Source organism: Arthrobacter sp. Z5-13, from assembly GCF_056499105.1.
Map to the genome: position 1 here is coordinate 4,481,494 of NZ_CP096460.1, position 18,845 is coordinate 4,500,338.

Here is an 18,845-nt window from a genome sequence, read left to right on the forward strand (position 1 = left end):
CTGAACCAGAACCGGAGGGGGCACGGGTGGTAAGACAATCATCGGAGAAATTGCCCATGCCACGCACTGCCATCATTGCCGACCACGATGCCGGAAGGCTTGCCTCCGTCGGAGCAGTGCTGAGCAGCGCCGGATATGCCGTTGCGAGCGCTTCCGACCATCAGGCACTGGCAAAGTTGCTGGCCGACCAGCCGGATGCGAGCATCGTGGTTTTGGACCAGTCCTTCGCAGAAGCCACAACAACAGCGCCCATCCTCCTCCTCGTCGATCTGGCAGATGGACTGAAAACTGCACCTGGGAACTGGCATGGCGTAGCGGACTTCATCGTCAAGCCTCCATCTCCCGAAGAGCTTGTGTTCAGGGCGGATTCCATCATCCGCAGCGTCGCGGCAAGGTCAGAGGTCCGCAACTATGCTGAACGGCTCCGCGAACGGCTCCGGGATGTTTCCGCAGCCATCAGGACCACCAATGATCCACGCGTGATTGCCGATCACGTTGTCAACGGCTTCGGCAAGACCTTCGAGGCGGACCGCGTACTTTTCACCACTTTCGAAGACCAGCGGGTTCCCCGGATCACCGCCGAGTGGAAGCGCAGAGACCTGCCGCCGCTCACCGAGGGCCTGGAGGGAGCCGAGTGCGCGGCCCACCGCCTGGCAGACCGCCTTTGGGCTGAAGGTGACGTCCTGATAGTCGATGATCACAGAACCCATGAGTGGGCTGCGGATGACCTGGAGCTGCGTGACTGGATGAGCGGGATGAATCCCCGGACTTCAGCACTGATTCCGGTCGGCGAAGGAAACTCATCGCTGGGCCTTATCTGGATCACCCAGCTGGACTCGCCGCGTTTCTGGTCACGGACCGAGATCTCCATGATCCAGCACGTGGCAGGAAACGTTGCCTACGGCCTGATCCAGGGACACCTCATCAGCGGCCAACAACAGGTCCTCCGGCAACTGCAGCAACTGGATCAGGCCAAAACGGATTTTCTTGCCACCGTGAACCACGAGCTAAGAACGCCACTGACCTCTATCACCGCGTACCTCGACATGATCAGGGATGGATCAGGCGGAAAACTCCCCCATGAAGTCAACAGGATGCTGGATATCATCGTCCGAAACTCCGAACGTCTACGGCGGCTCATCGAGGACATGCTGGCTGTTTCCAAACCGGACTATGAAGCCACCGGACTCCACCTGGCACCGTCCCGGGTGGGCCACACGCTGCGGATCATCACTGCTGCTCTCCGGCCCCTGGCAGAGCAGCGGCAGGTCGATATCTCCCTGGACCTTGACCGGCGGGACCCGGACGTCATGGCTGACGAAGTGCAGCTGGAACAGGTCTTCACCAATCTGGTATCCAATGCCATCAAGTTCACACCCCGAGGGGGTAAGATCGCCGTCGGAAATACTTACAGTGAGGACGACGACGGGGAGCCGTGCGTGGTCGTCCATGTGACGGACACCGGAGTAGGTGTTCCGGACGACGAAATCCCGCATTTGTTCACACGTTTCTACCGTGCCTCGAACGCCACTTCCGGCGCTGTACCCGGCAGCGGCCTGGGCCTTGCTATTGCCCACGACATCGTCGAACGCCATAAAGGAACCATGGACGTTCGTTCCAAATTGGGCGAAGGAACCACTATCGAAGTTCGACTTCCACTAGCGGGACCTTAAGCAAAACTGCCTCTGGATTACTAGTCCAGAGGCAGTTATGGTGAATAGGCTTTACTTCGGCCACCATCCGGAAGTCTGTTCCAAAGAGGGCTTCGTGTTTTTATCCGACGCTGCTGTGGCGGGGGCAGCAAATCCCGCCACAGCAAGGATGCCGGTGAGCAAGAATGTAGCAGCAATCTTTTTCATCCTGTGATCCTTTTTATCAATTAGGTGCAGTAAATCATTACGGACGCTATTATAGCGCCCAATAATCAATATTCACTCGGCTGAATTCCTAAGTTTTAAGGCAGGGAACCCGCAGGTTCCCCCTCACCATGGATAATTGGGGAATGGCCAAGCCCGAAAAACTGTCGCCCTACGTCCTTGCCGATCTGCAGGCCCGTGAGAGCTTCAAAAACCGCGACTTCCAGGCCGCTTTGGAACTGGCCAGGGAAGCTGCGCGGCAGTCCCTTGAAGCCGGCGATCAGGCCGGCTGGTGGAACATGACCTACCTGCAGGCCGAATGCCAGCGGGACCTTGAATCGCTCTGGGACTGCCTCGAACTTGCCCGGCAACTGGCCGAACATCCGCTCTCCGCCGCCAAACCGGAGCTTGCCGCACGCACACACATCATGCTGTCCACGGCTCACCAAGGGCTGGGACATCTCGCCGAGGCTGCCGCAAATGCCGCCCGAGCCGGCGAACTTGTGTCCAGGGATGAGGAGCAGGTGGACCTGCAGATTCAGGCTCAACGGGCGCTTATCGCTGCCCTCGCCGAGAGCCGCAGAGTTGACGAGGCTTGGCGGGAATCCCTGGTGCTGGAGACGCTGGTGACGGATCTAGTGGATGAGGACACAGCGGGGAAGGCTTACTGGGTCATCGGCAATGTGGCTTTCCTCAGTAAACGGATTGAAGACGGCGGGCGGTACCACGATATGGCCGCTGAGCAACTGTCACGTTCGAAGGACGTCGATTTATGGGCGCATTTCAATAGGGCCTCGGCAGTGATGCGACTCGAAGCCAACCTGACCGATCCAGCAACGCTCCGGTGTATTGAGCGGGCCGAACTGGCCACGGACATTGTTGGCGGAAGTGAACGCGACCAGTTGGAAATGTCTTTTGTTCGGGCGTACTGGTATTTCCTGACGGGAGACGTGGAAAACGCGCTTTCCCTGCTGAAATCTGTATGTGCACGATCGGAAATCCTGCCTGCTCAAACAGCAGGAGAAGCACGTTTCCTGTTAGGCAAGGCTTTGGTTGCCAACGGCGATTTATCAGACGCCCGGGAACAGTTGAACACTGCACAAGTGCTATTCGAAGCTGCTGCCGCTACCGAGCGAAGCGAGGAAGTCCGGGCTTTTGCAGGCACAGTAGAATAGTCCTCGCATGGAATAGGCAGTCTCGGTGCTGGTTTTCCAAGCAACTGCACAATTAGTCCAGTTATTGGCGGAGGGATGCTTTACCGCCGCAGGGGCGGTATTTTAGGGACAAAACTCCGTCCCGCAACCGGGGATAGAGTCGGGAGGGCGGATGCCTCTCCCCTAGTGCAAGCGGGGGTTCATGTCAGAGTCACTAACGTTTCAGGTAGCGCCGGGCACCCTCCCGTTCACCGTGAATGACGCCGTTCGAGTCACCCTTCCGTTGATGGGCGTGCGAGATGTTCGCTGAAGACGATCCCCGCCTGGGACAGTTGCTTGACGGCATCGTCCGGCTGGCTGCCGGCGAGCTGCATTCCAGGATAGAAGTGTCCCCTGCGAGAGATGAGCTTGATGCCATCATCATGGGGACTAACCTCCTGGCCGAGGACCTCGAGATTATTTATCAGGAGCTCGAGCAACGGGTCGAATCCCGTACGCAACTACTGCACGCGGCGCATGAAGAAATGCGTGCCATGGCCCTCACCGATTCGTTGACTGGCCTGGCTAACCGCAGCGCGTTTGTGGCCGCCCTTACCCAGGCACAGGCTGACTCCGCCGCAACAGAAGACGGCCAGCCGCCCGCCGTCGTGCTTCTGGATCTTGATGCCTTCAAAAGCATTAACGACACGCGCGGCCACGCTGCCGGAGACCGGGTGCTTGCCATGGTGGGGGACAGGATCCGGCGCGCCGTCCGCGAAACAGATGTGGTGGCTCGTTTGGGTGGAGACGAGTTTGCGGTCATGATGCCAGCTACCTCCGCAACGCGTGCTGCAGGTGTGGGCACCAGGATCCTTCAGGCGCTTAGCGAGCCTATCGAGATTGACAACGACACCATCCACTGCGGAGCAAGCATGGGCCTGCGGATCAGCGAACCGGGGGAAACTGCCGAGCAGCTGATGGTGGAGGCTGATATCGCCATGTACGCCTCGAAGGCAGAGGGCCGGAGCAGGCTCAAAATCTTCGAGCCATCCATGCTCCACGCCCGCCAGCTAAGGAGCCAGCTGGCGGAGGATCTGCGGGGCGCCATAGCGGACTCTGAGTTGGTGCTCTTCTATCAGCCCATCGTGGAGCTTGCCAGCGGGAGGATCGAGGGCGTTGAGGCGCTGGTCCGCTGGAACCACCCGGAGCGCGGCATGGTGATGCCGGACGAGTTCCTACCGATTGCTGAGGATGCAGGCCTGATGTCCGAGCTGGGTATCTGGGTCCTCCGGACCGCCATAGAGCAATTGCGTCATTGGCGCGAAGATGGAATCGCGCCTCCTGAAATGTCCATGCGCGTAAACATCGCAGCCACTGACCTCCAGCGCCTGGAGTTTATTGAAGAAGTGAGGGATATCCTCACCCGCGCCGATCTCAGTCCTGACCTGCTGGTCCTCGAGCTGACGGAGCAGGCCATCATCATGGGGAACGAGCTGGACAGATACTCCCTTAACAGCCTCCGCAAGCTGGGTGTTGGTCTGGAGATTGATGATTTTGGCACCGGCTACTCCTCCATCAGCTACCTTCGCCGGCTTCCTGTTGACCGGGTGAAAGTTGACCGTTCAATCCTTATGGAATTGGGCACCGACCCGGATCAGCCTGCGCTGATCGCAGCAGTCCTGCAGCTGATCCGGGCATGTGGCCTGGAAGCTGTTTGGGAAGGGGTGGAAACAGCTGAACAGGCCGAATACCTGCGCAGTATCGGCTGCATCAGCGCCCAGGGTTACTACTACAGCCGCCCGCTCGCGGCCCTGGACATGGCCCGGTTGCTGCAGGTGGACCATGCGCCGTGGAATCACTCGGCCGGTTTGCACCCGAGCTGACCGGCGCCCGGCCTAGCGGGAAGGCCCGTGCCACGCCCCCCGTTCCTGCAGCACACGCTTCAGCAGGTCCGCCCGGTCCGTTACGATCCCGTCCACGCCAAGGTCCAACAGCCTGTTCATTTCAGCTGCATCGTTGATGGTCCAGACGTGAACCTGCAATCCGTGCCGGTGCGCCCTCCGGACAAGCGCGGGAGTCACCACCGGTACCCTGCCTCGGCGGACAGGTACCTGAAGGGCATGGATTCCCCGCATGATGCGTCCGAGCAGCCATGCTGGAAGGAAGCGGCCCAGCAGAACGAACATGGCGCTGGTCACCGTTCCGGCCGATGCTGCCACAGGTTTACTGAGGAGTCTGAGCACAGCCCTCCGCCGCAGGTCCGAGAAGCTGGTAACCAGTACCCGGTCGTGCGCCCCGTGGCGCTCGATGGCGGCGGCGAGGCTGCGTACCGAGTTCCAGTCCTTAACGTCCAGGTTCAGCCTGACATCAGGAAACTCATCCACCAGCTCGTCAAAAAGAGGGATGGCCTCCACTCCACCGATCTTCGCGGCAGCCACCTCCGCAGCGCTTAGGCGGGAAATGCGGCCTTCACCGTCAGTGATGCGGTCAAGGTGATCGTCGTGAAAGAGGAACAGTACGCCGTCGGCCGTGGTGTGAACGTCCGTCTCCAGATAGCGGTAGCCAAGGTCCACGGCGGCGCGGAATGCAACCATGGAATTTTCGAGCCCTTCAAGGGAAAAACCTCTGTGGGCCATGGCTATAGGCACGGGCGCGTCCGCATCATTCAATGACGCCAGGAAAGGAGGCGGCTCACTCATTCCTGAAGCGTAACGCGAAGGCGTGCCCTTAGCTGGTGGGAAGAATCTCCACGCCGTCGCTGCAGTGCACCAGCGTGCGGCCGCGGCCGCCGTCGAGGTCCACCCATATGGTGGTGTGATCCCGGCTGACCGCGTCAACGAAGCCACCCGTCTCAAAACCCGGCGCGCTGCGGACAAGGACACGATCCCCCTGGCGGAGGGCCTTCCAGCGCACGTCCGGTTCCACGTGGCGCAACGGCTGGTCTTCAACCCTGTTACTGCGGTACCTGGACATTTTCTTCCCGTCCTCTTCTTAGAGTGATCCTCTGCAATTGGAAGAGTAGGGCGCCAAAATGAACGTTGGTTGACCGTTGGCTGGGAACGAGGTGGACAGTTAAGGACCGCCTAGGAAAGTCTCACACCAAATTTCTGCAACTTGGCCTCGAGGATCTGGGCCACGCCGTCGTCATCAAAGTGCGGTGCCTGCTGACCTGCCGCCCGGATTGCGGCAGGGTGCCCGCTTGCCATGGCATAGCCGTCGCCTGCCCAGCGAAGCATCTCGATGTCATTGGGCATATCTCCGAAGGCAACAACATCTGCTGCGTCTATCCCCAAAGAATCCGCATATTCAGCGAGGGTAACGGCCTTGTTGATGCCGGGAAAGGCGATCTCCAACATGGCCACAGTGGGTGCCGAATGGGTCACCGACGCCAGGTGTCCCACCGCAGGCGCTACCTCGGCCAGGAACTCATCGGCTGTTCCTTCACGGACGACGGCGAGGAACTTCACCACGGCGTCATCTGCTGACAGCGTTGTGTGCAAGGGGGCAGGAGTGAACTGGGCAAGGAGTTCACTGGAATCGTTCTCGATGAACCCCGGCTCCAGGTGGAAACTGGTGAGGGTTTCCGCCGCGAAGAGCGCCGAGGGCCGCAATTCCTTGATGATCCGCCGCAACTCGAACACCGCTTTGAGGTCCAAGGTCCGGGCTGAAACCAACCGGTCTTCTTCCAGATCCCAAACGACCGCACCGTTGGAACAGATGACCCTCCCGGTGTGGCCCAGCTGGTCCTCCAGCGGATGCAGCCAACGCGGGGGTCTTCCCGTAACGAAGACAAGTTCGACGCCGGCAGCCCGGCAGGCACGGAAGGCACGGATGGTGCGGTCGCTGATTTTTCCGTCGTGTCCCAGGATGGTTCCGTCTATGTCACTTGCTACGAGCCGCATGAGGCAAGTCTACGTGGGCTCTCACCACGAGCGGCGCGCAACGGAATTCCCTGGATCTACCGCCGCTCGAACATGCCCTTCAGCCGTGCACGGCCCAGGGTGAGGTCTGCAAGCTTGGACACTATCGAGGCGGCCGGATCACTCGAAGCCACGCCAAGCTGTTCAGTGCCCAGGGCGTGGACCACCAGCAGATACCGGTGAGGCCCATGCCCCGGCGGTGGCGCGGCGCCCACAAAACCCGAAAAACCGGCGTCGTTCTGGAGCTGGACGGCCCCCGAAGGCAGGAAAGCATTGTCGCGGGATCCAGCACCGGCTGGCAGCGAGGTTATGTCCGCTGGGATGTTCGCAACCGCCCAATGCCAATACCCTGGGCCTGGCGCGTCGGGATCAAAGACTGTGAGTGCATAGCTTTTGGTTCCCTCAGGGGCGCCTGACCAGCTGAGCTGTGGCGATTCGTCCTCACCGCCCGCTCCGAGCACACCGCTGGTTTGGGCCTGCGGGAGAACCTGTCCGTCCTGGAAGGACTCGCTGCTTACTTGGAAGCTTGCGATACCGGACGTTGCTTCGAATGGATCAGGTACTGTCATGGCTGCCTTTCGGTTCGGTAAAAATCCGGTTCAGCTGCGGTCTGAATCAGCGAGGCCGACGGCGGGGACGTCTCCTTCCGGGGCGACCTCCCCGTTGAGGACCAAGGCATGGTTGAGTTCGCTGCGGGTGGGCGGATTTGCCCCTGCGCGGGACACATTTACGGCGGCTGCAGCGGCGGCGCGACCAAGGAGCCCGGCGAGGGTCTGCGGAGTCATTGCACGCAGTTCCTTTCGGTTCTGCCCGCCGTCCAATCCCAGGTCCACCACTCCTGAGAGCAGCGCCGCCATGAAGGAATCCCCTGCACCCACTGTGTCTGCAACGTCAACCACAGGGGTGACTGCTTCGGCTTCGCCCGCAGCTGCTATTCCCCAGGGGTTCGCCGGGCCGCGGGTCACTACCACCATGGCCGGACCTTCGGACCCGCCAAGGGACAACCAGCGGCGGGCAGACTCGAAGATGTCCGCCCCGGGGTAGAGCCATTCGAGGTCCTCATCAGAGGCCTTAACGACGTCCGCGAGTGACACGAATTTCTCGGCCTGCCGCCGCGCATAGTCCACATCCGCAACGATGCTTGGCCGGCAGTTGGGATCGAAGCCGATGGTGGCGGAAGGGTGTGCATGTTCAACGGCGGCCAACACTTCCGCCGCGCCCGGCGCCAGCATGGTGGCAATGGATCCGGTATGCAGCAGCGTGGTTCCCTGCAGCATGAAGGGAAGCCGGTCAATGAGGCCGGGAAGTTCCCAGGCGAGGTCGAACGTATAGGTGGCGGCGCCGTCGTCGTCGATCAGTGCAGTGGCCACGCTGGTGGGCAGCGAGTCCGGGCCCTGGGGCACCATCACGGAGCTTGACCGGAGGTGGGCAGCAACGGAATCACCATAGGCATCGCGCCCGTAGCGGCCGATGAACTGAACCGGGTGGCCAAGGCGGGCCAGCCCTACCGCCACATTCAGCGGGCTTCCGCCTACGTGGGCTTCAATTCCCGTTGGACGTTGCACAACGTCAACCAGGCCCTCGCCGATTACTGTGAGCATGCTCCCCACTTTGCCAGAGAATGCCGCATTCTGGCTGCCTTCCCCCGACCCGGAAAGAGCAGTGATTCAGGAGTTCGTGTCCTTGGCATAGACATCAGGGATCCCGTCGTTGTCCGCGTCCAGCTTGTCCTCTTCCTCTTCCAGGCGGTAGACGCGGTTCCTGGCACGCAGCACCACTGTTGCCAGGACCGAGGCCAGAAGGGAAGCGGCCAGGATTCCCACCTTGGCGTGATCGTCCTGAACTGTTCCATGCCCGAAGCTCAGCTCCGCAACGAGGAGGGAGACCGTAAAGCCGATCCCGGCGAGCAATGAAATTCCGAACACGTCGATCCATTTGAAGGAGCTGTCGAGCGTAGCCTTGCTCGTTTTAGTCAGGACCCAGGTGGTGCCTATAATGCCGATCGGTTTACCAAGTACCAAGGCAGCAATGATGCCGACGGCGACCGGATCGACCAGTGCCGAACGGAGTCCTTCCCAGCTGCCAACGGCCACGCCTGCGGAGAAGAAGGCAAAAATCGGCACGGCAATGCCGGCCGAAATTGGCCGAAAACGGTGCTCAAAGAGTTCCGAGAGGCCGGGGCCGGCTTCAGGACCGCCACTGGCCTGTGACCGCAGGACGGGGATCGCGAAGCCAAGGAGGACGCCGGCCACAGTGGCGTGGATTCCCGAAGCGTGCACCAGCGCCCAGACGATGACCCCCAGCGGTAGCAGGATGAGCCACGCGGCCCACACACGGGTCCCGAAGAACCGGCGGTACTTCTGGGCCAGGAGGGTGTAGAGGCCCAGTGGGATCAGCGCGAGCAGCAGGGGCATCGGCTGGATGTTCTCCGAGTAGAAGAGGGCAATGATAGAGATGGCAATGAGGTCATCAACAACGGCCAGCGTCAGGAGAAAGATCCGGAGCGCGCTGGGAAGGTGGGATCCGATGATGGCCAGGACCGCGACTGCGAAAGCAATGTCCGTAGCCGTAGGGATGGCCCAGCCTCGAAGGGATTCAGGGCTGGCGAGGTTAATTACGGCGTAAATGACTGCCGGTATCACCACGCCACCCGCAGCGGCAGCCACCGGAACCACCGATTTATTGAATTGCCTCAGGTCTCCCGCAACAAATTCACGTTTGAGCTCGAGTCCTACAAGGAAGAAGAAAACGGCAAGGAGCCCGTCAGCGGCCCAGGCTCCGAGACTGAGCTCCAGGTGCCAGGGTTCGTAGCCGATTTTGAAGTCCCGCAAGGCGAAGTAGCTATCTGACGCCGGAGAGTTTGCCCAGACCAACGCGATAATGGCAGCGGCCACCAAGAGTGCCCCGCCAACGGTTTCTTTGCGGAGGATCTCGCCGATGCGCAAAGACTCGGCGTAGCTTCCGCGTCCGAAGATGGTGATGCGCGGGGGATTTGGTACAGGCTTCTGGCTCATCTGGGTCCTCAAGGTAGCGTCGACAAAGTCACGCCGACCAGACTTCCCGGCACACCTGCCATCCAGTCTAGGGGACGGCTAAGCCCCCGCGCACTTATCCCAGCAGGCCCTGAACCAGTTCCCGGCATTTGCGGTATGACGGTGCCTTCGGATCGATCAGCGCAAAGTGGTCTCCCGGCAACTTCAGCAACTGAACGGGTGCACCTGCAGCCCGGGCAGCAACTGCATAGGCCTCGGACTGGCTCAGGGGAACGGTATCGTCCTCCAGGCCGTGGACCGCGTAAACGGGCACCGTCAGCGGGACCGTGCTCATCGGGTCCACATACATGTGGCGCTTGGGATACCTCCGGGCCGGCCCGCCAAGGAGATTGCTGACGGCGCCGTTGCTAAGGTCCAGCTTTTCCGCATCCGCCAGGTTGAGCAGGCCGGATTGGCTGACAACCCCCGTGAGATGGACGGCGCCGTTGCCGTTCTTGCGGACCAGCTGACGGTCTGCCTCAGGCGCTGGGAGGCTTCCTAGCTTGTCACGGCCCGCTGCCCACACGGCCAGGTGCCCGCCCGCCGAATGCCCCAGGGCAACCACGTTGCGAAGATCAAGGTCATGTTCTTCAGCGAGATCCCTCAGCTTGTCGATGCCGGCCAGAACATCCTCAAAAGTATGGGGCCATCCACCACCGTTTCCGGCCCGCCTGTACTCCAGGTTCCATGCCGCCATGCCGTGCATCGCAAGATCCCGCGCCAGCGGTTCGCCCAACTCAGCACCGTATTGGGAACGCCAGTATCCGCCGTGGATGACCACAACAATACCTTTGGGTGTTTGTTTGCCATTGGCTTCCGGCAGGAAAAGTTCGCCCCACTGACTGGGATCTGCACCGTACTGGTACTTGTGCCGCTTCACTGCATCCTCCTCGGGGCGTGTTTCTACAGAAAGCGGACCATGCCCCAACTGTCCCGCCTACTGCGGCGACGCCTGGTCTCGACGATGCACATCAGTTAGATCCGAGCCTACCTTGGCCTTTGGGATGCAAACCCGATTTGCTGCGGTGGGATTGCCTGATTCCGGATGGTCGGCGTTTCCCGGCGGGGTGTCAGTCCCATCGTGTCGCACCCCCGCCGTAAGCTGACTGTATGGCGAGCAATTGGGACTTCCTGGACACTGCCCAAAAGCAGGCTGTCCAGGAGAATGTCGAGCTTTATGAGCGCGTGCGCCCGGCTCTGAAGCTGGTTACGCGGGAGGTTCTTCTGACGCTGCGGGGCATGCTCAAGGACACTGAAGTCACGCCGTTGTTTGTCACCGGCCGTACCAAGACCGTGGAGTCCTTCCGGGAGAAGATTTCCCGGACGGAGGAGCCGCTGGAGCCGGGAGGCCCTCCGGTTTTGAAGTTCCCGGACCCCTTCCGCACGCTTAACGACATGGTGGGAGTGCGTGTCATTACCAAGCTGCCGGCTGAGAACGCAGTGGTGGCGAACCTCATCAAACGCCAGCGCCAGCTTTTTGACTGCCGTGGTGACCGGGAAAAGGACATCGGGTCCATTGAGTCGGGGACCTATGGGTACTCCAGCCGACATCTGATCCTCCGGACCATCCAGAACGAGGCCGTGAAGGACTACCAGCAAGCGTTCAATCCGGATCTGCCCGCCAACGGCAGCTACTTTTTTGAATGCCAGATCCGCACGGTTTTTGCCCACGCCTGGAGCGAGATCGAGCACGATATCCGATTCAAGGCTGAAGACCCCCGTGCCTGGACCCCGCATTTCGACCGGCAATTCACCGCAACGGCCGCCATGTTGGAAACAGTGGAAGGCGCTTTCGCTGACCTGCATGAGCGCTATGAGGAGGTTCGCAGCTTCTGGGACACGGAAGGTGAAGGTGCGGCACCGCTCACCCCCAACCGCATCCGCGATGTCTGGCGGACGCTCCTGCCGCACGTGGACCGCAAGGTCGACGACGATTGGGGCTGGGCGGCCGAGCTGATGGCCGCCCACGGCCTCAACCAGACAATGCAACTGGCGGAGCTTCTCAGCGCCAATCGGATCACTGAGGTTCGACGCGCCTTGGACCACCGGTATTCGCCGGGACCGGACAGGTTGCTGGATGACCTCCTGCTCTGGCAGTACGGCACCAAGCACATCGATCTCACCGCTGAATCGCCCGACGTCGTCCCCCACCCCAGACGGGACAGCCTGCAGCGGAGGCTGAAGCAAATCGAGCGGTATCGCCTGACCCAATAAGATTTCCGCTGCGCTCCCGGCACTGCGCCCAACGCATCCCGGCAAACTCCGGCAAAGATCGTTACACCGGCGTCCGGTAAGTGGGATACTGGGGCTTCGCAGGCTCGTTCAGCAGGGGGAAGAAGGGCATGGTCCTCGATACAGCTACCCTCAGGGTCGCTTTCGCCGTGATGGCCTTGGTACTTGGTCTCCTTTTCTACTTCTCGGCGTACCGGAGCACCCGCTCGGCGTACAGCGCCTGGTGGTGCTTCGCGCTCATACTGTTCCTCGCCGGCTCCGCGTCGTTGCTCCTCGAAGGAACGCCTCTTCAGTGGCTGGCCATTCCGGCAGGGCACGGCCTGCTCGTCGCAGGCGCCTCCAGCGTCTGGGCAGCTGCCCGCTCCCTCCGGACGCATCTACCTCGTACCTGGCTTCTGCTGGCTGGTCCGGTGATCACGGCCGTTGCCTCATGCCTGGAGAATCCGTCCGGCAACACCTGGTCCGGAGGCGCAGTTTTCCTTGCTTCCATGAGCGTGGCTATTGGTTTAGCTGCGCGTGAACTCTGGCACCTTGAGCCGGGTTATTCCAAAATCCGCGTCCCCATGGCCTTAGCGGCAGGCTCACTGTCACTGTTCTACTTCCTGCGGCTGATCGTGTTTCTTCTGGAAGGCCCGTCCGGGCCCAATTTCCAGGCGTATTTTGGTTCCGCCGTCACCACTGGCATCACAATGGTGCTCCTGGTGGTGGCCTCGTTCAGCATGGCGGCGCTGAGCACAGAACAGCAGACCCGGGCGTTGCGGACGTTCGCAACGCGGGACGGACTGACCGGGCTGCTGAATCGCGGCGGCTTTCTCGATCTGGCCGAGGCAGAACTCCTCAGGCTTCGGCATACGCGGGCTCCCGGAACCCTTCTCCTCGCCGATCTGGATCACTTCAAGGCCATCAATGACACTCATGGTCACGCCGCAGGGGATCGCGCATTGCAGGCATTCGCCAAAGCGTGCACGCAGACGGTCCGGTCTTCGGACCTCGTCGCAAGGTACGGAGGCGAGGAGTTCGTCCTGCTCCTGCCAGGAGTCAGTCCTTACCGGGCCGAGAACGTCGCAACAGACATCAGCCGCCGCATGGACGCTGCCTCCACGGAGCTGGGCATTCAAATGCCCACCGTAAGCTATGGCTTGGCGGCAGTGGACGAGGACACAGAAGGCCTCGAGGAACTCATTGCAGCGGCCGATGCCGCTCTCTACCGCGCAAAATCATTGGGCCGCAACAGAACCGTCCGCTACGCCCGTTCCACCAAACCCGGAGACTGAGAGCCGGGAAACCCCCGAATGGCGTCCAGGACGTGGGGTCAGCTAGCGCTTACCCTTTTTGCGTGAGCCACGGCCGCGGCCTTTGTCAGGATTCGGGGCGTAGCGCTGGGACACGGCGGGTTTCTTGGCTCCACCCGTTCCCCTGCGGTCTGGCTTAGGGGCTTTCTTGGGCTTCTCCTGGTTCGCGGATGGCTGCCGGGAGCTCTGGGCAGTACGCCCCCGGACGATTCCAATGAACTCCTCGAGTACCTCGTCCGTTGCTTCGGCGGGCCAGGCGAGCGCGATCTCCGTACCGGGCACACCGGTCAGCCTCCGCGCCACAGTGTCCTTGACATTGAAATGCCGGGCTACTGACATCGGGAGGATCAGTAGGCCGGCGCCGGAGGCGACCACCTGGAGGGCGCTCTGTGCTCCCCCGAGTTCGGCCGGGTCAAGAAAAACTTCTTCCGACAGGTCCTCGAACGCCACCTCCTCGAAGACAGAAATTTCGTGGCCCTTGGGCGCAACCACAACCGGCTGCTCTTCATAAAGAGGGATAACACTGAGTCCCTCGCGCTCTACGGGAAGGCGGACGAAGCTGAGATCAGCAGAACCGTTCCGCAACACCGCAAGCTGCTCGCCGTCGTCGGACATGAAGGACTGCAACGGCACGTCCGGCATCCGCTCTTCCCAGCGGCGGATCCATTTCCCCGGCGTCACCCCTGCCACGTACGCGAACCTCAGCTCGCGGCGGGAGGCTTCTGGTTCCACGCTGGGCGGTTCCGTCGGAACGGGAGGAGAAGCGGGAGGGGCAGGTTCGGGAGCCTGGGGGATTTCATTGTCTGCTGGCACAGCTTCACAGTACCGTCAGCCGTTCACCAGCGTCAGCCGCTCTGAACCGCCAGAGCGGAGGGATGGTGCCCGTGCGGCGCCTTCTCTGGTGCGTTGCAGGCGCGCATACGGATACCCTTGAAGCATGACCTCTGCAAACTCCCAGTCCATGAAGCCGGCCACCGTTGCCAAGAAACTCGGCATCTACCTGCCCGCTACACCCCAGGAGTTCCAGGAATCAGTCATCACCCGTGCTGACTTCGCCGAGCTCCAGGCCAACCCTCCGGAGTGGCTGGCTGAGTTGCGCCGTAACGGCCCCCACCCCCGCCCGGTTGTCGCCCAGAAACTGAACGTTTCCATCAGCGGTCTCGCCCGTGGTGGAGTTGAAGAAGCGCTTACGACGGCGGAGATCACTGCCCTGCTTCAGGCGCCCCCTGCTTGGCTGGTCGCTGAGCGCTCCACCCACGCCGCTGTCCGTGCTGAAGCGCAGCGCGTCAAGGATGAGGCCGCGAAGAAGGAAGCCAAGAAGGCCCGCCAAAGCTGAACCGGGCTGAAAAGGGGCCTAGCTGAGGCACATAGAGGCGGCGCATACTGAATTCAAGCGGCGCACCACCTTCATGCGGCACTCTTGGAGGACTGCGCCGAGCGGGTAATAGCGCTGGAGGTGGTCCGATGCCCGCCATGCCTGATGCCGTACTGATGGCGCCTGCCGAATTCGCCTTGTGGGCCGCTGTGCTGGTGGTCGCTATCGCATGCACCGTCCGTGTTCTCTACCGAAGCGTAAGCCGAAGTCCTGCCACTACCGATTCCGGCCCGCTGTCCCCCTACAGCCATCCATTCGCCAGCTCCAGGGAAGATACCCGTCGTGAGAACAGTTCCGGCCGGAGCGAACCGGACGCGCTCTTCTGGAACGTGTTTACCGGCCTCGTGGTGATCGTCCCTGCCGTGCTGATTCCGGCGGTGCAGTCCCCTGCGGTGGGACTGCTGTTGGTCACCCTCGGGGGTGCCGTTGCTCTTCTGACACTGAGCAGCAGCCGCAGGTTCGATCTTCGGCAGAGCAGGAAACCGGAGAACCGGCCCGGTTACATCCTCGCAGCGGAACGCCACAATGCCGTTCTCCAAAAGTGGAGCCGCTACGAACTGGACCCTGGAAACGCTATCGAGTTTCCCGGTATGAGCGACGTTCGCATCCCCGAAACCGCGGATTTCTTCCGCGCCATGAAGGAAGCACAACGTTGCCGGCTGTTACCCGATACCGACTACCAAGCTGCCGTGGAGCGGCTCGAAAAAGCCTTCACGGCCGCCGAAACGGCGTCCGGTCCCCTCAGCATCAATCTATGGTCTTAAGAATTGTTCAACAATCACTTGCGGAGATTGTTGAACAGTCTGTAGTGTTGCCCGTGACATCCCATTGTGACTCCTGTCACCCGCACCCTTTGGACGGACCCCGTGGAAAGCACAGCAACACTCCCAAGCAAAACGAAAGCCGGCCGGCGCTCGGCTCTCCTTGGAGCCATGTTTCTTATGGCCACCAGCGCAATCGGTCCGGGTTTCATCACCCAGACCGCAGCGTTCACAGTGCAGCTGGGGGCTGCCTTCGCCTTCGCCATCCTCGTCTCGATCCTTGTGGACATCGCGGTACAGACCAACGTTTGGCGCGTAATCGGGGTTTCGGGGATGCGGGCCCAGGAACTCGGCAACAAAGTTCTGCCGGGCGTGGGCTGGTTCCTCGCCGGCCTGGTGTTCCTGGGCGGCCTGGTCTTCAACGTCGGCAATATCGCCGGAACCGGTCTGGGCACCAACGCCATGATGGGGTTGGATCCGAAACTCGGCGGAGCTATCTCCGCTGTCATCGCAATCCTGATCTTCCTCAGTAAGAAGGCAGGGCTGGCCCTGGACAAGATCGTGGTGATCCTCGGCGCCGTCATGATCCTCATGACGCTCTACGTGGCCATCGTCTCCGCCCCTCCCCTGGGCGAAGCCCTCCGGAACACAGTGATGCCGGAGAAGGTCGACTTCCTGGTGATCACCACCCTGATCGGAGGCACCATCGGCGGGTACATCACATACGCCGGCGCCCACCGGATGCTCGATTCCGGCGCCACCGGTGTAGAGCATGTCAAGGAGATCACCCAAAGCTCCATCCTGGGCATCCTGGTGACCTGCGTGATGCGCGTCCTTCTCTTCCTCGCAATTTTCGGAGTGGTGGCCGGTGGAGTGGCCCTGGCCAACAACAACCTCGCCGCCTCCGCCTTTGAAGCTGCGGCCGGACAGATCGGCCTGCGGATGTTCGGCGTCATCTTGTGGGCTGCTTCCATCACCTCCGTGATCGGTGCCGCCTACACCTCAGTTTCCTTCGTAACCAAGTCCTCCACGAGGGAACGCACCCGCAATCTCATAACCGTTGGCTTTATCGCCTTTTGCGCCGTGGCCTACCTCCTGATCGGCCAGGCACCGCAGCAGCTGCTCATCTTCGCCGGTGCCTTCAACGGGCTTATCCTCCCCGTTGGCTTCGCTCTCCTGCTGTGGGTGGCGTGGCGCCGCCGCGACCTGATGCAGGGGTACGTGTACCCGAAGTGGCTGCTCATCATCGGTGCCCTTGCCTGGCTGCTGACATTGTTCCTAGGGTGGAACTCGCTGGCCGGCCTTGCGAAGCTCTGGACCTAGGAGGCACCGTGACACTTTCAACGAAGTCCCCGGCCGGCGTCGTACTTCCTGAGAATCCGGGAGCTCTGCTGCCATCCGAGGCGCGCGCACTGTTCCGGGCCGGCGTTGTTAGCCCCACCTCCGGCTGGAGCGCGGGCTATGCCCAGGCGAACCTGCTCATTGTGCCCAAGGCACAGGCTTTCGATGTCCTGCTGTTTGCCCAGCGGAACCCGAAGCCGTGTCCCATTCTGGGTGTGCTCGACGCCGGTGAGACATCTGGCCCATTGCTGTCCGGGGGCGATGTGAGGACCGACGTCGCACGGTACGTGGTGTACCAGAACGGGGTGAAGGTTGACGAACTTACAGACATTCTGGCCCACTGGCGCGATGACCTGGTGACGTTCATTGTGGGTTGCAGCTTTACCTTTGAAGCCGCACTCCAGGAGAACGGAATACGCGTGGCCCACATCGACCAGGGCGTGAACGTACCGATGTACCGGACCAGTGTGCGCTGTGAACCTGCGGGTTCCATGGCCGGCCCGCTTGTGGTGTCCATGCGCCCCGTTCCGGCGTCGCAGGTTTCCGACGCCGTTCGGATTACCTCACGCTATCCGGCTGTCCACGGCGCCCCGGTACATGTGGGAAATCCTGCGGAGCTCGGTATCGCCGACCTTTCCCGTCCGGACTTCGGGGACCCCGTGGACATCCCCGCCAACCATGTGCCGGTGTTCTGGGCTTGCGGGGTGACGCCCCAGGCTGCCGTGATGGAGTCCAGGCCCGCCCTTGCAATCGGGCACGCCCCGGGGCACATGCTGATAACTGATGCCAGGGACAGCAGTTACCTCGTGCCGTAGCCTTTATAGCCGCTCAGCTTGTTGGAGCGCCGCGGGTCCGTTTTCCGGATCCGGGGCGCTCTTCTTGCCTCTGCAGCATTTTTGTATGGTCGCAGCGTCAGGGTTGGGGGTTCTGCACGGCACCGATGTGGGCCAGCAACTCGTCCTCGGCGGCGTAAAGGTAACGCCGAAGCTCTGCGGCTGCCTCTTCCCGCTGGCCTGACCGGATCTGGGCAACAAGCGCGGCGTTACGCTCCACAAAGTGGCTGTGGAAATCGGGAGTGGTGGCCATTGCATGGAACACCAGGCGCATTTCAGCAAGGACTTTTTCCATCAATTCATCCAACGAAGCGCTGCCGGAGAGTGAGACCAGGGCTTTGTGCAGTTCCTGGTTCGCGTCCGCCATGCCCTGGATTGATCCTGCAGCCAACGCCTCCCGGGCCTGGGAGATGATGCCTTCGAGACGGTCCAGAGTTCCTTCCGGAATCTCACCCCAAAGCACTGCTGCCGGCTCAATCAGCCGCCGCACCCGGTAAATCTCCCGGACATCCTCGGCTCCCGGAGCTGCAACATAAACTCCCCTGTTGGGAATGCGCTGGACAACGGACTCACCTGCGAGGACTGTGAAAGCCTCCCGCAGCGTGTTCCTGGAAACCCCAAGGGCCTCAGAGAGTTTCTGCTCCGAGAGCTTGGTTCCCGGCGGGAGCTGCCCGGCAGAGATCCGCGCGCGAAGAACAGCCGCAACCCAGGCACCCGTGTGGGCATGGGTGGCGTGGCCGCTATCGGCGATCCCTTGGAGTGCAGCGTTCATGGGCATGATCCCAATCTACCTAACGAGCGCGGGATCCCACTCTTTCGTTCCTGGAATTCGGCGTCCAGGTGAGCGTCAAGGATCCGTTCTACATGCAGGTAAAAGCGTTACAAGATAAAAAGTAAGCAGCCTTATGAAATGCTGAGTGCAAGAATTAAATACGAAATTCTGCGGGAGACGCGTTATCCGCCGTCCGGAAATTTCAACTGCTGGCGAATCAAAGGCGACGGACCCATATTCTGCCGAATTCCAGCTGCCACTGACGCAGAATTTGTCATAGATTGGCGCCGACTACTCG

At 61.3% G+C, this 18,845-nt stretch carries 19 protein-coding genes; 9 read left to right on the top strand and 10 right to left on the bottom strand.

Annotation, left to right across the window (positions count from 1 at the left end; genetic code table 11):
* Positions 1–56 precede the first annotated feature (56 nt).
* Positions 57–1,673, top strand: coding sequence for an ATP-binding protein (locus tag M1E02_RS20950; RefSeq protein ID WP_479376091.1), 1,617 nt, complete (start codon positions 57–59; stop codon positions 1,671–1,673).
* 51 nt (positions 1,674–1,724) lie between these two features.
* On the opposite strand, the gene M1E02_RS20955 is transcribed toward M1E02_RS20950, so the two are convergent.
* On the bottom strand, positions 1,725–1,859 hold the full coding sequence (locus M1E02_RS20955) for a hypothetical protein (protein ID WP_479376092.1): 135 nt from the start codon (positions 1,857–1,859) through the stop codon (positions 1,725–1,727).
* Between the two features lie 143 nt (positions 1,860–2,002).
* Between M1E02_RS20955 and M1E02_RS20960 the strand changes: the two genes are divergently transcribed.
* Together M1E02_RS20960 and M1E02_RS20965 are read left to right on the top strand one after the other, a co-directional pair.
* A complete protein-coding gene (locus tag M1E02_RS20960; RefSeq protein ID WP_479376093.1) occupies positions 2,003–3,031 on the top strand; it encodes a hypothetical protein in 1,029 nt (342 codons plus the stop codon).
* A 278-nt stretch (positions 3,032–3,309) separates the two neighbouring features.
* Positions 3,310–4,872, top strand: a complete 1,563-nt coding sequence (locus tag M1E02_RS20965) for a putative bifunctional diguanylate cyclase/phosphodiesterase (RefSeq protein WP_479376094.1) — start codon at positions 3,310–3,312, stop codon at positions 4,870–4,872.
* 12 nt (positions 4,873–4,884) lie between these two features.
* On the opposite strand, the gene M1E02_RS20970 is transcribed toward M1E02_RS20965, so the two are convergent.
* The 7 genes from M1E02_RS20970 to M1E02_RS21000 all read right to left on the bottom strand — a co-directional run bounded on the left by M1E02_RS20970 (position 4,885) and on the right by M1E02_RS21000 (position 10,821).
* On the bottom strand, positions 4,885–5,688 hold the full coding sequence (locus tag M1E02_RS20970; protein ID WP_479376095.1) for a glycerophosphodiester phosphodiesterase family protein: 804 nt from the start codon (positions 5,686–5,688) through the stop codon (positions 4,885–4,887).
* Between the two features lie 28 nt (positions 5,689–5,716).
* Positions 5,717–5,962, bottom strand: coding sequence for a hypothetical protein (locus M1E02_RS20975; RefSeq protein WP_479376096.1), 246 nt, complete (start codon positions 5,960–5,962; stop codon positions 5,717–5,719).
* Positions 5,963–6,072: 110 nt separating this feature from the next.
* Positions 6,073–6,891 carry an HAD family hydrolase gene (locus tag M1E02_RS20980; protein ID WP_479376097.1) on the bottom strand — a complete coding sequence of 273 codons (819 nt, stop codon included), beginning with the start codon at positions 6,889–6,891 and terminating at the stop codon, positions 6,073–6,075.
* A gap of 56 nt (positions 6,892–6,947) precedes the next feature.
* Positions 6,948–7,478 (bottom strand): YbhB/YbcL family Raf kinase inhibitor-like protein, encoded by a 531-nt coding sequence (locus tag M1E02_RS20985; RefSeq protein ID WP_479376098.1) that lies wholly within the window; start codon positions 7,476–7,478, stop codon positions 6,948–6,950.
* 30 nt (positions 7,479–7,508) lie between these two features.
* Positions 7,509–8,510 (bottom strand): PfkB family carbohydrate kinase, encoded by a 1,002-nt coding sequence (locus tag M1E02_RS20990; RefSeq protein ID WP_479376100.1) that lies wholly within the window; start codon positions 8,508–8,510, stop codon positions 7,509–7,511.
* 66 nt (positions 8,511–8,576) lie between these two features.
* The gene (gene nhaA / locus M1E02_RS20995) at positions 8,577–9,923 is read right to left on the bottom strand and encodes a Na+/H+ antiporter NhaA (protein WP_479376101.1); all 1,347 of its coding nucleotides are present in this window, start codon (positions 9,921–9,923) and stop codon (positions 8,577–8,579) included.
* Positions 9,924–10,017: 94 nt separating this feature from the next.
* Positions 10,018–10,821, bottom strand: coding sequence for an alpha/beta hydrolase fold domain-containing protein (locus M1E02_RS21000; protein WP_479376102.1), 804 nt, complete (start codon positions 10,819–10,821; stop codon positions 10,018–10,020).
* Between the two features lie 230 nt (positions 10,822–11,051).
* Between M1E02_RS21000 and M1E02_RS21005 the strand changes: the two genes are divergently transcribed.
* Both M1E02_RS21005 and M1E02_RS21010 read left to right on the top strand, forming a co-directional pair.
* Entirely contained in the window at positions 11,052–12,155 is a 1,104-nt protein-coding gene (locus M1E02_RS21005) for a GTP pyrophosphokinase (RefSeq protein ID WP_479376103.1), read from the top strand.
* Positions 12,156–12,283: 128 nt separating this feature from the next.
* Positions 12,284–13,447, top strand: a complete 1,164-nt coding sequence (locus M1E02_RS21010; RefSeq protein ID WP_479376104.1) for a GGDEF domain-containing protein — start codon at positions 12,284–12,286, stop codon at positions 13,445–13,447.
* A gap of 42 nt (positions 13,448–13,489) precedes the next feature.
* Here M1E02_RS21010 and M1E02_RS21015 read toward each other — a convergent pair whose 3' ends face one another.
* Complete coding sequence (locus tag M1E02_RS21015) at positions 13,490–14,197, bottom strand: LysR family substrate-binding domain-containing protein (protein WP_479378238.1); 708 nt, start codon at positions 14,195–14,197, stop codon at positions 13,490–13,492.
* A gap of 205 nt (positions 14,198–14,402) precedes the next feature.
* On the opposite strand from M1E02_RS21015, the gene M1E02_RS21020 reads away from it, so the two are divergent.
* The 4 genes from M1E02_RS21020 (at position 14,403) to M1E02_RS21035 (ending at position 17,757) form a co-directional block, all read left to right on the top strand.
* Positions 14,403–14,801 carry a DUF5997 family protein gene (locus M1E02_RS21020; RefSeq protein WP_479376105.1) on the top strand — a complete coding sequence of 133 codons (399 nt, stop codon included), beginning with the start codon at positions 14,403–14,405 and terminating at the stop codon, positions 14,799–14,801.
* 128 nt (positions 14,802–14,929) lie between these two features.
* Complete coding sequence (locus M1E02_RS21025; RefSeq protein ID WP_479376106.1) at positions 14,930–15,604, top strand: hypothetical protein; 675 nt, start codon at positions 14,930–14,932, stop codon at positions 15,602–15,604.
* Positions 15,605–15,772: 168 nt separating this feature from the next.
* Positions 15,773–16,924, top strand: coding sequence for an NRAMP family divalent metal transporter (locus tag M1E02_RS21030; protein ID WP_479378239.1), 1,152 nt, complete (start codon positions 15,773–15,775; stop codon positions 16,922–16,924).
* A gap of 8 nt (positions 16,925–16,932) precedes the next feature.
* Complete coding sequence (locus tag M1E02_RS21035; RefSeq protein ID WP_479376107.1) at positions 16,933–17,757, top strand: putative hydro-lyase; 825 nt, start codon at positions 16,933–16,935, stop codon at positions 17,755–17,757.
* A 97-nt stretch (positions 17,758–17,854) separates the two neighbouring features.
* Here M1E02_RS21035 and M1E02_RS21040 read toward each other — a convergent pair whose 3' ends face one another.
* The gene (locus tag M1E02_RS21040; protein ID WP_479376108.1) at positions 17,855–18,553 is read right to left on the bottom strand and encodes a GntR family transcriptional regulator; all 699 of its coding nucleotides are present in this window, start codon (positions 18,551–18,553) and stop codon (positions 17,855–17,857) included.
* Positions 18,554–18,845 lie beyond the last annotated feature (292 nt).

Excerpts from the sequence above, each read along its gene's own strand:
- M1E02_RS20980 (WP_479376097.1), bottom strand. The coding sequence starts at position 6,891 with ATGCGGCTCGTAGCAAGTGACATAGACGGAACCATCCTGGGACACGAC.
- nhaA (WP_479376101.1), bottom strand. The coding sequence starts at position 9,923 with ATGAGCCAGAAGCCTGTACCAAATCCCCCGCGCATCACCATCTTCGGA.
- M1E02_RS20990 (WP_479376100.1), bottom strand. The coding sequence starts at position 8,510 with ATGCTCACAGTAATCGGCGAGGGCCTGGTTGACGTTGTGCAACGTCCA.
- M1E02_RS21005 (WP_479376103.1), top strand. The coding sequence starts at position 11,052 with ATGGCGAGCAATTGGGACTTCCTGGACACTGCCCAAAAGCAGGCTGTC.
- M1E02_RS21010 (WP_479376104.1), top strand. The coding sequence starts at position 12,284 with ATGGTCCTCGATACAGCTACCCTCAGGGTCGCTTTCGCCGTGATGGCC.
- M1E02_RS20975 (WP_479376096.1), bottom strand. The coding sequence starts at position 5,962 with ATGTCCAGGTACCGCAGTAACAGGGTTGAAGACCAGCCGTTGCGCCAC.
- M1E02_RS20950 (WP_479376091.1), top strand. The coding sequence starts at position 57 with ATGCCACGCACTGCCATCATTGCCGACCACGATGCCGGAAGGCTTGCC.
- M1E02_RS21025 (WP_479376106.1), top strand. The coding sequence starts at position 14,930 with ATGCCCGCCATGCCTGATGCCGTACTGATGGCGCCTGCCGAATTCGCC.
- M1E02_RS20970 (WP_479376095.1), bottom strand. The coding sequence starts at position 5,688 with ATGAGTGAGCCGCCTCCTTTCCTGGCGTCATTGAATGATGCGGACGCG.
- M1E02_RS20985 (WP_479376098.1), bottom strand. The coding sequence starts at position 7,478 with ATGACAGTACCTGATCCATTCGAAGCAACGTCCGGTATCGCAAGCTTC.
- M1E02_RS21040 (WP_479376108.1), bottom strand. The coding sequence starts at position 18,553 with ATGCCCATGAACGCTGCACTCCAAGGGATCGCCGATAGCGGCCACGCC.
- M1E02_RS20955 (WP_479376092.1), bottom strand. The coding sequence starts at position 1,859 with ATGAAAAAGATTGCTGCTACATTCTTGCTCACCGGCATCCTTGCTGTG.
- M1E02_RS21020 (WP_479376105.1), top strand. The coding sequence starts at position 14,403 with ATGACCTCTGCAAACTCCCAGTCCATGAAGCCGGCCACCGTTGCCAAG.
- M1E02_RS20960 (WP_479376093.1), top strand. The coding sequence starts at position 2,003 with ATGGCCAAGCCCGAAAAACTGTCGCCCTACGTCCTTGCCGATCTGCAG.
- M1E02_RS21030 (WP_479378239.1), top strand. The coding sequence starts at position 15,773 with ATGTTTCTTATGGCCACCAGCGCAATCGGTCCGGGTTTCATCACCCAG.
- M1E02_RS20965 (WP_479376094.1), top strand. The coding sequence starts at position 3,310 with ATGTTCGCTGAAGACGATCCCCGCCTGGGACAGTTGCTTGACGGCATC.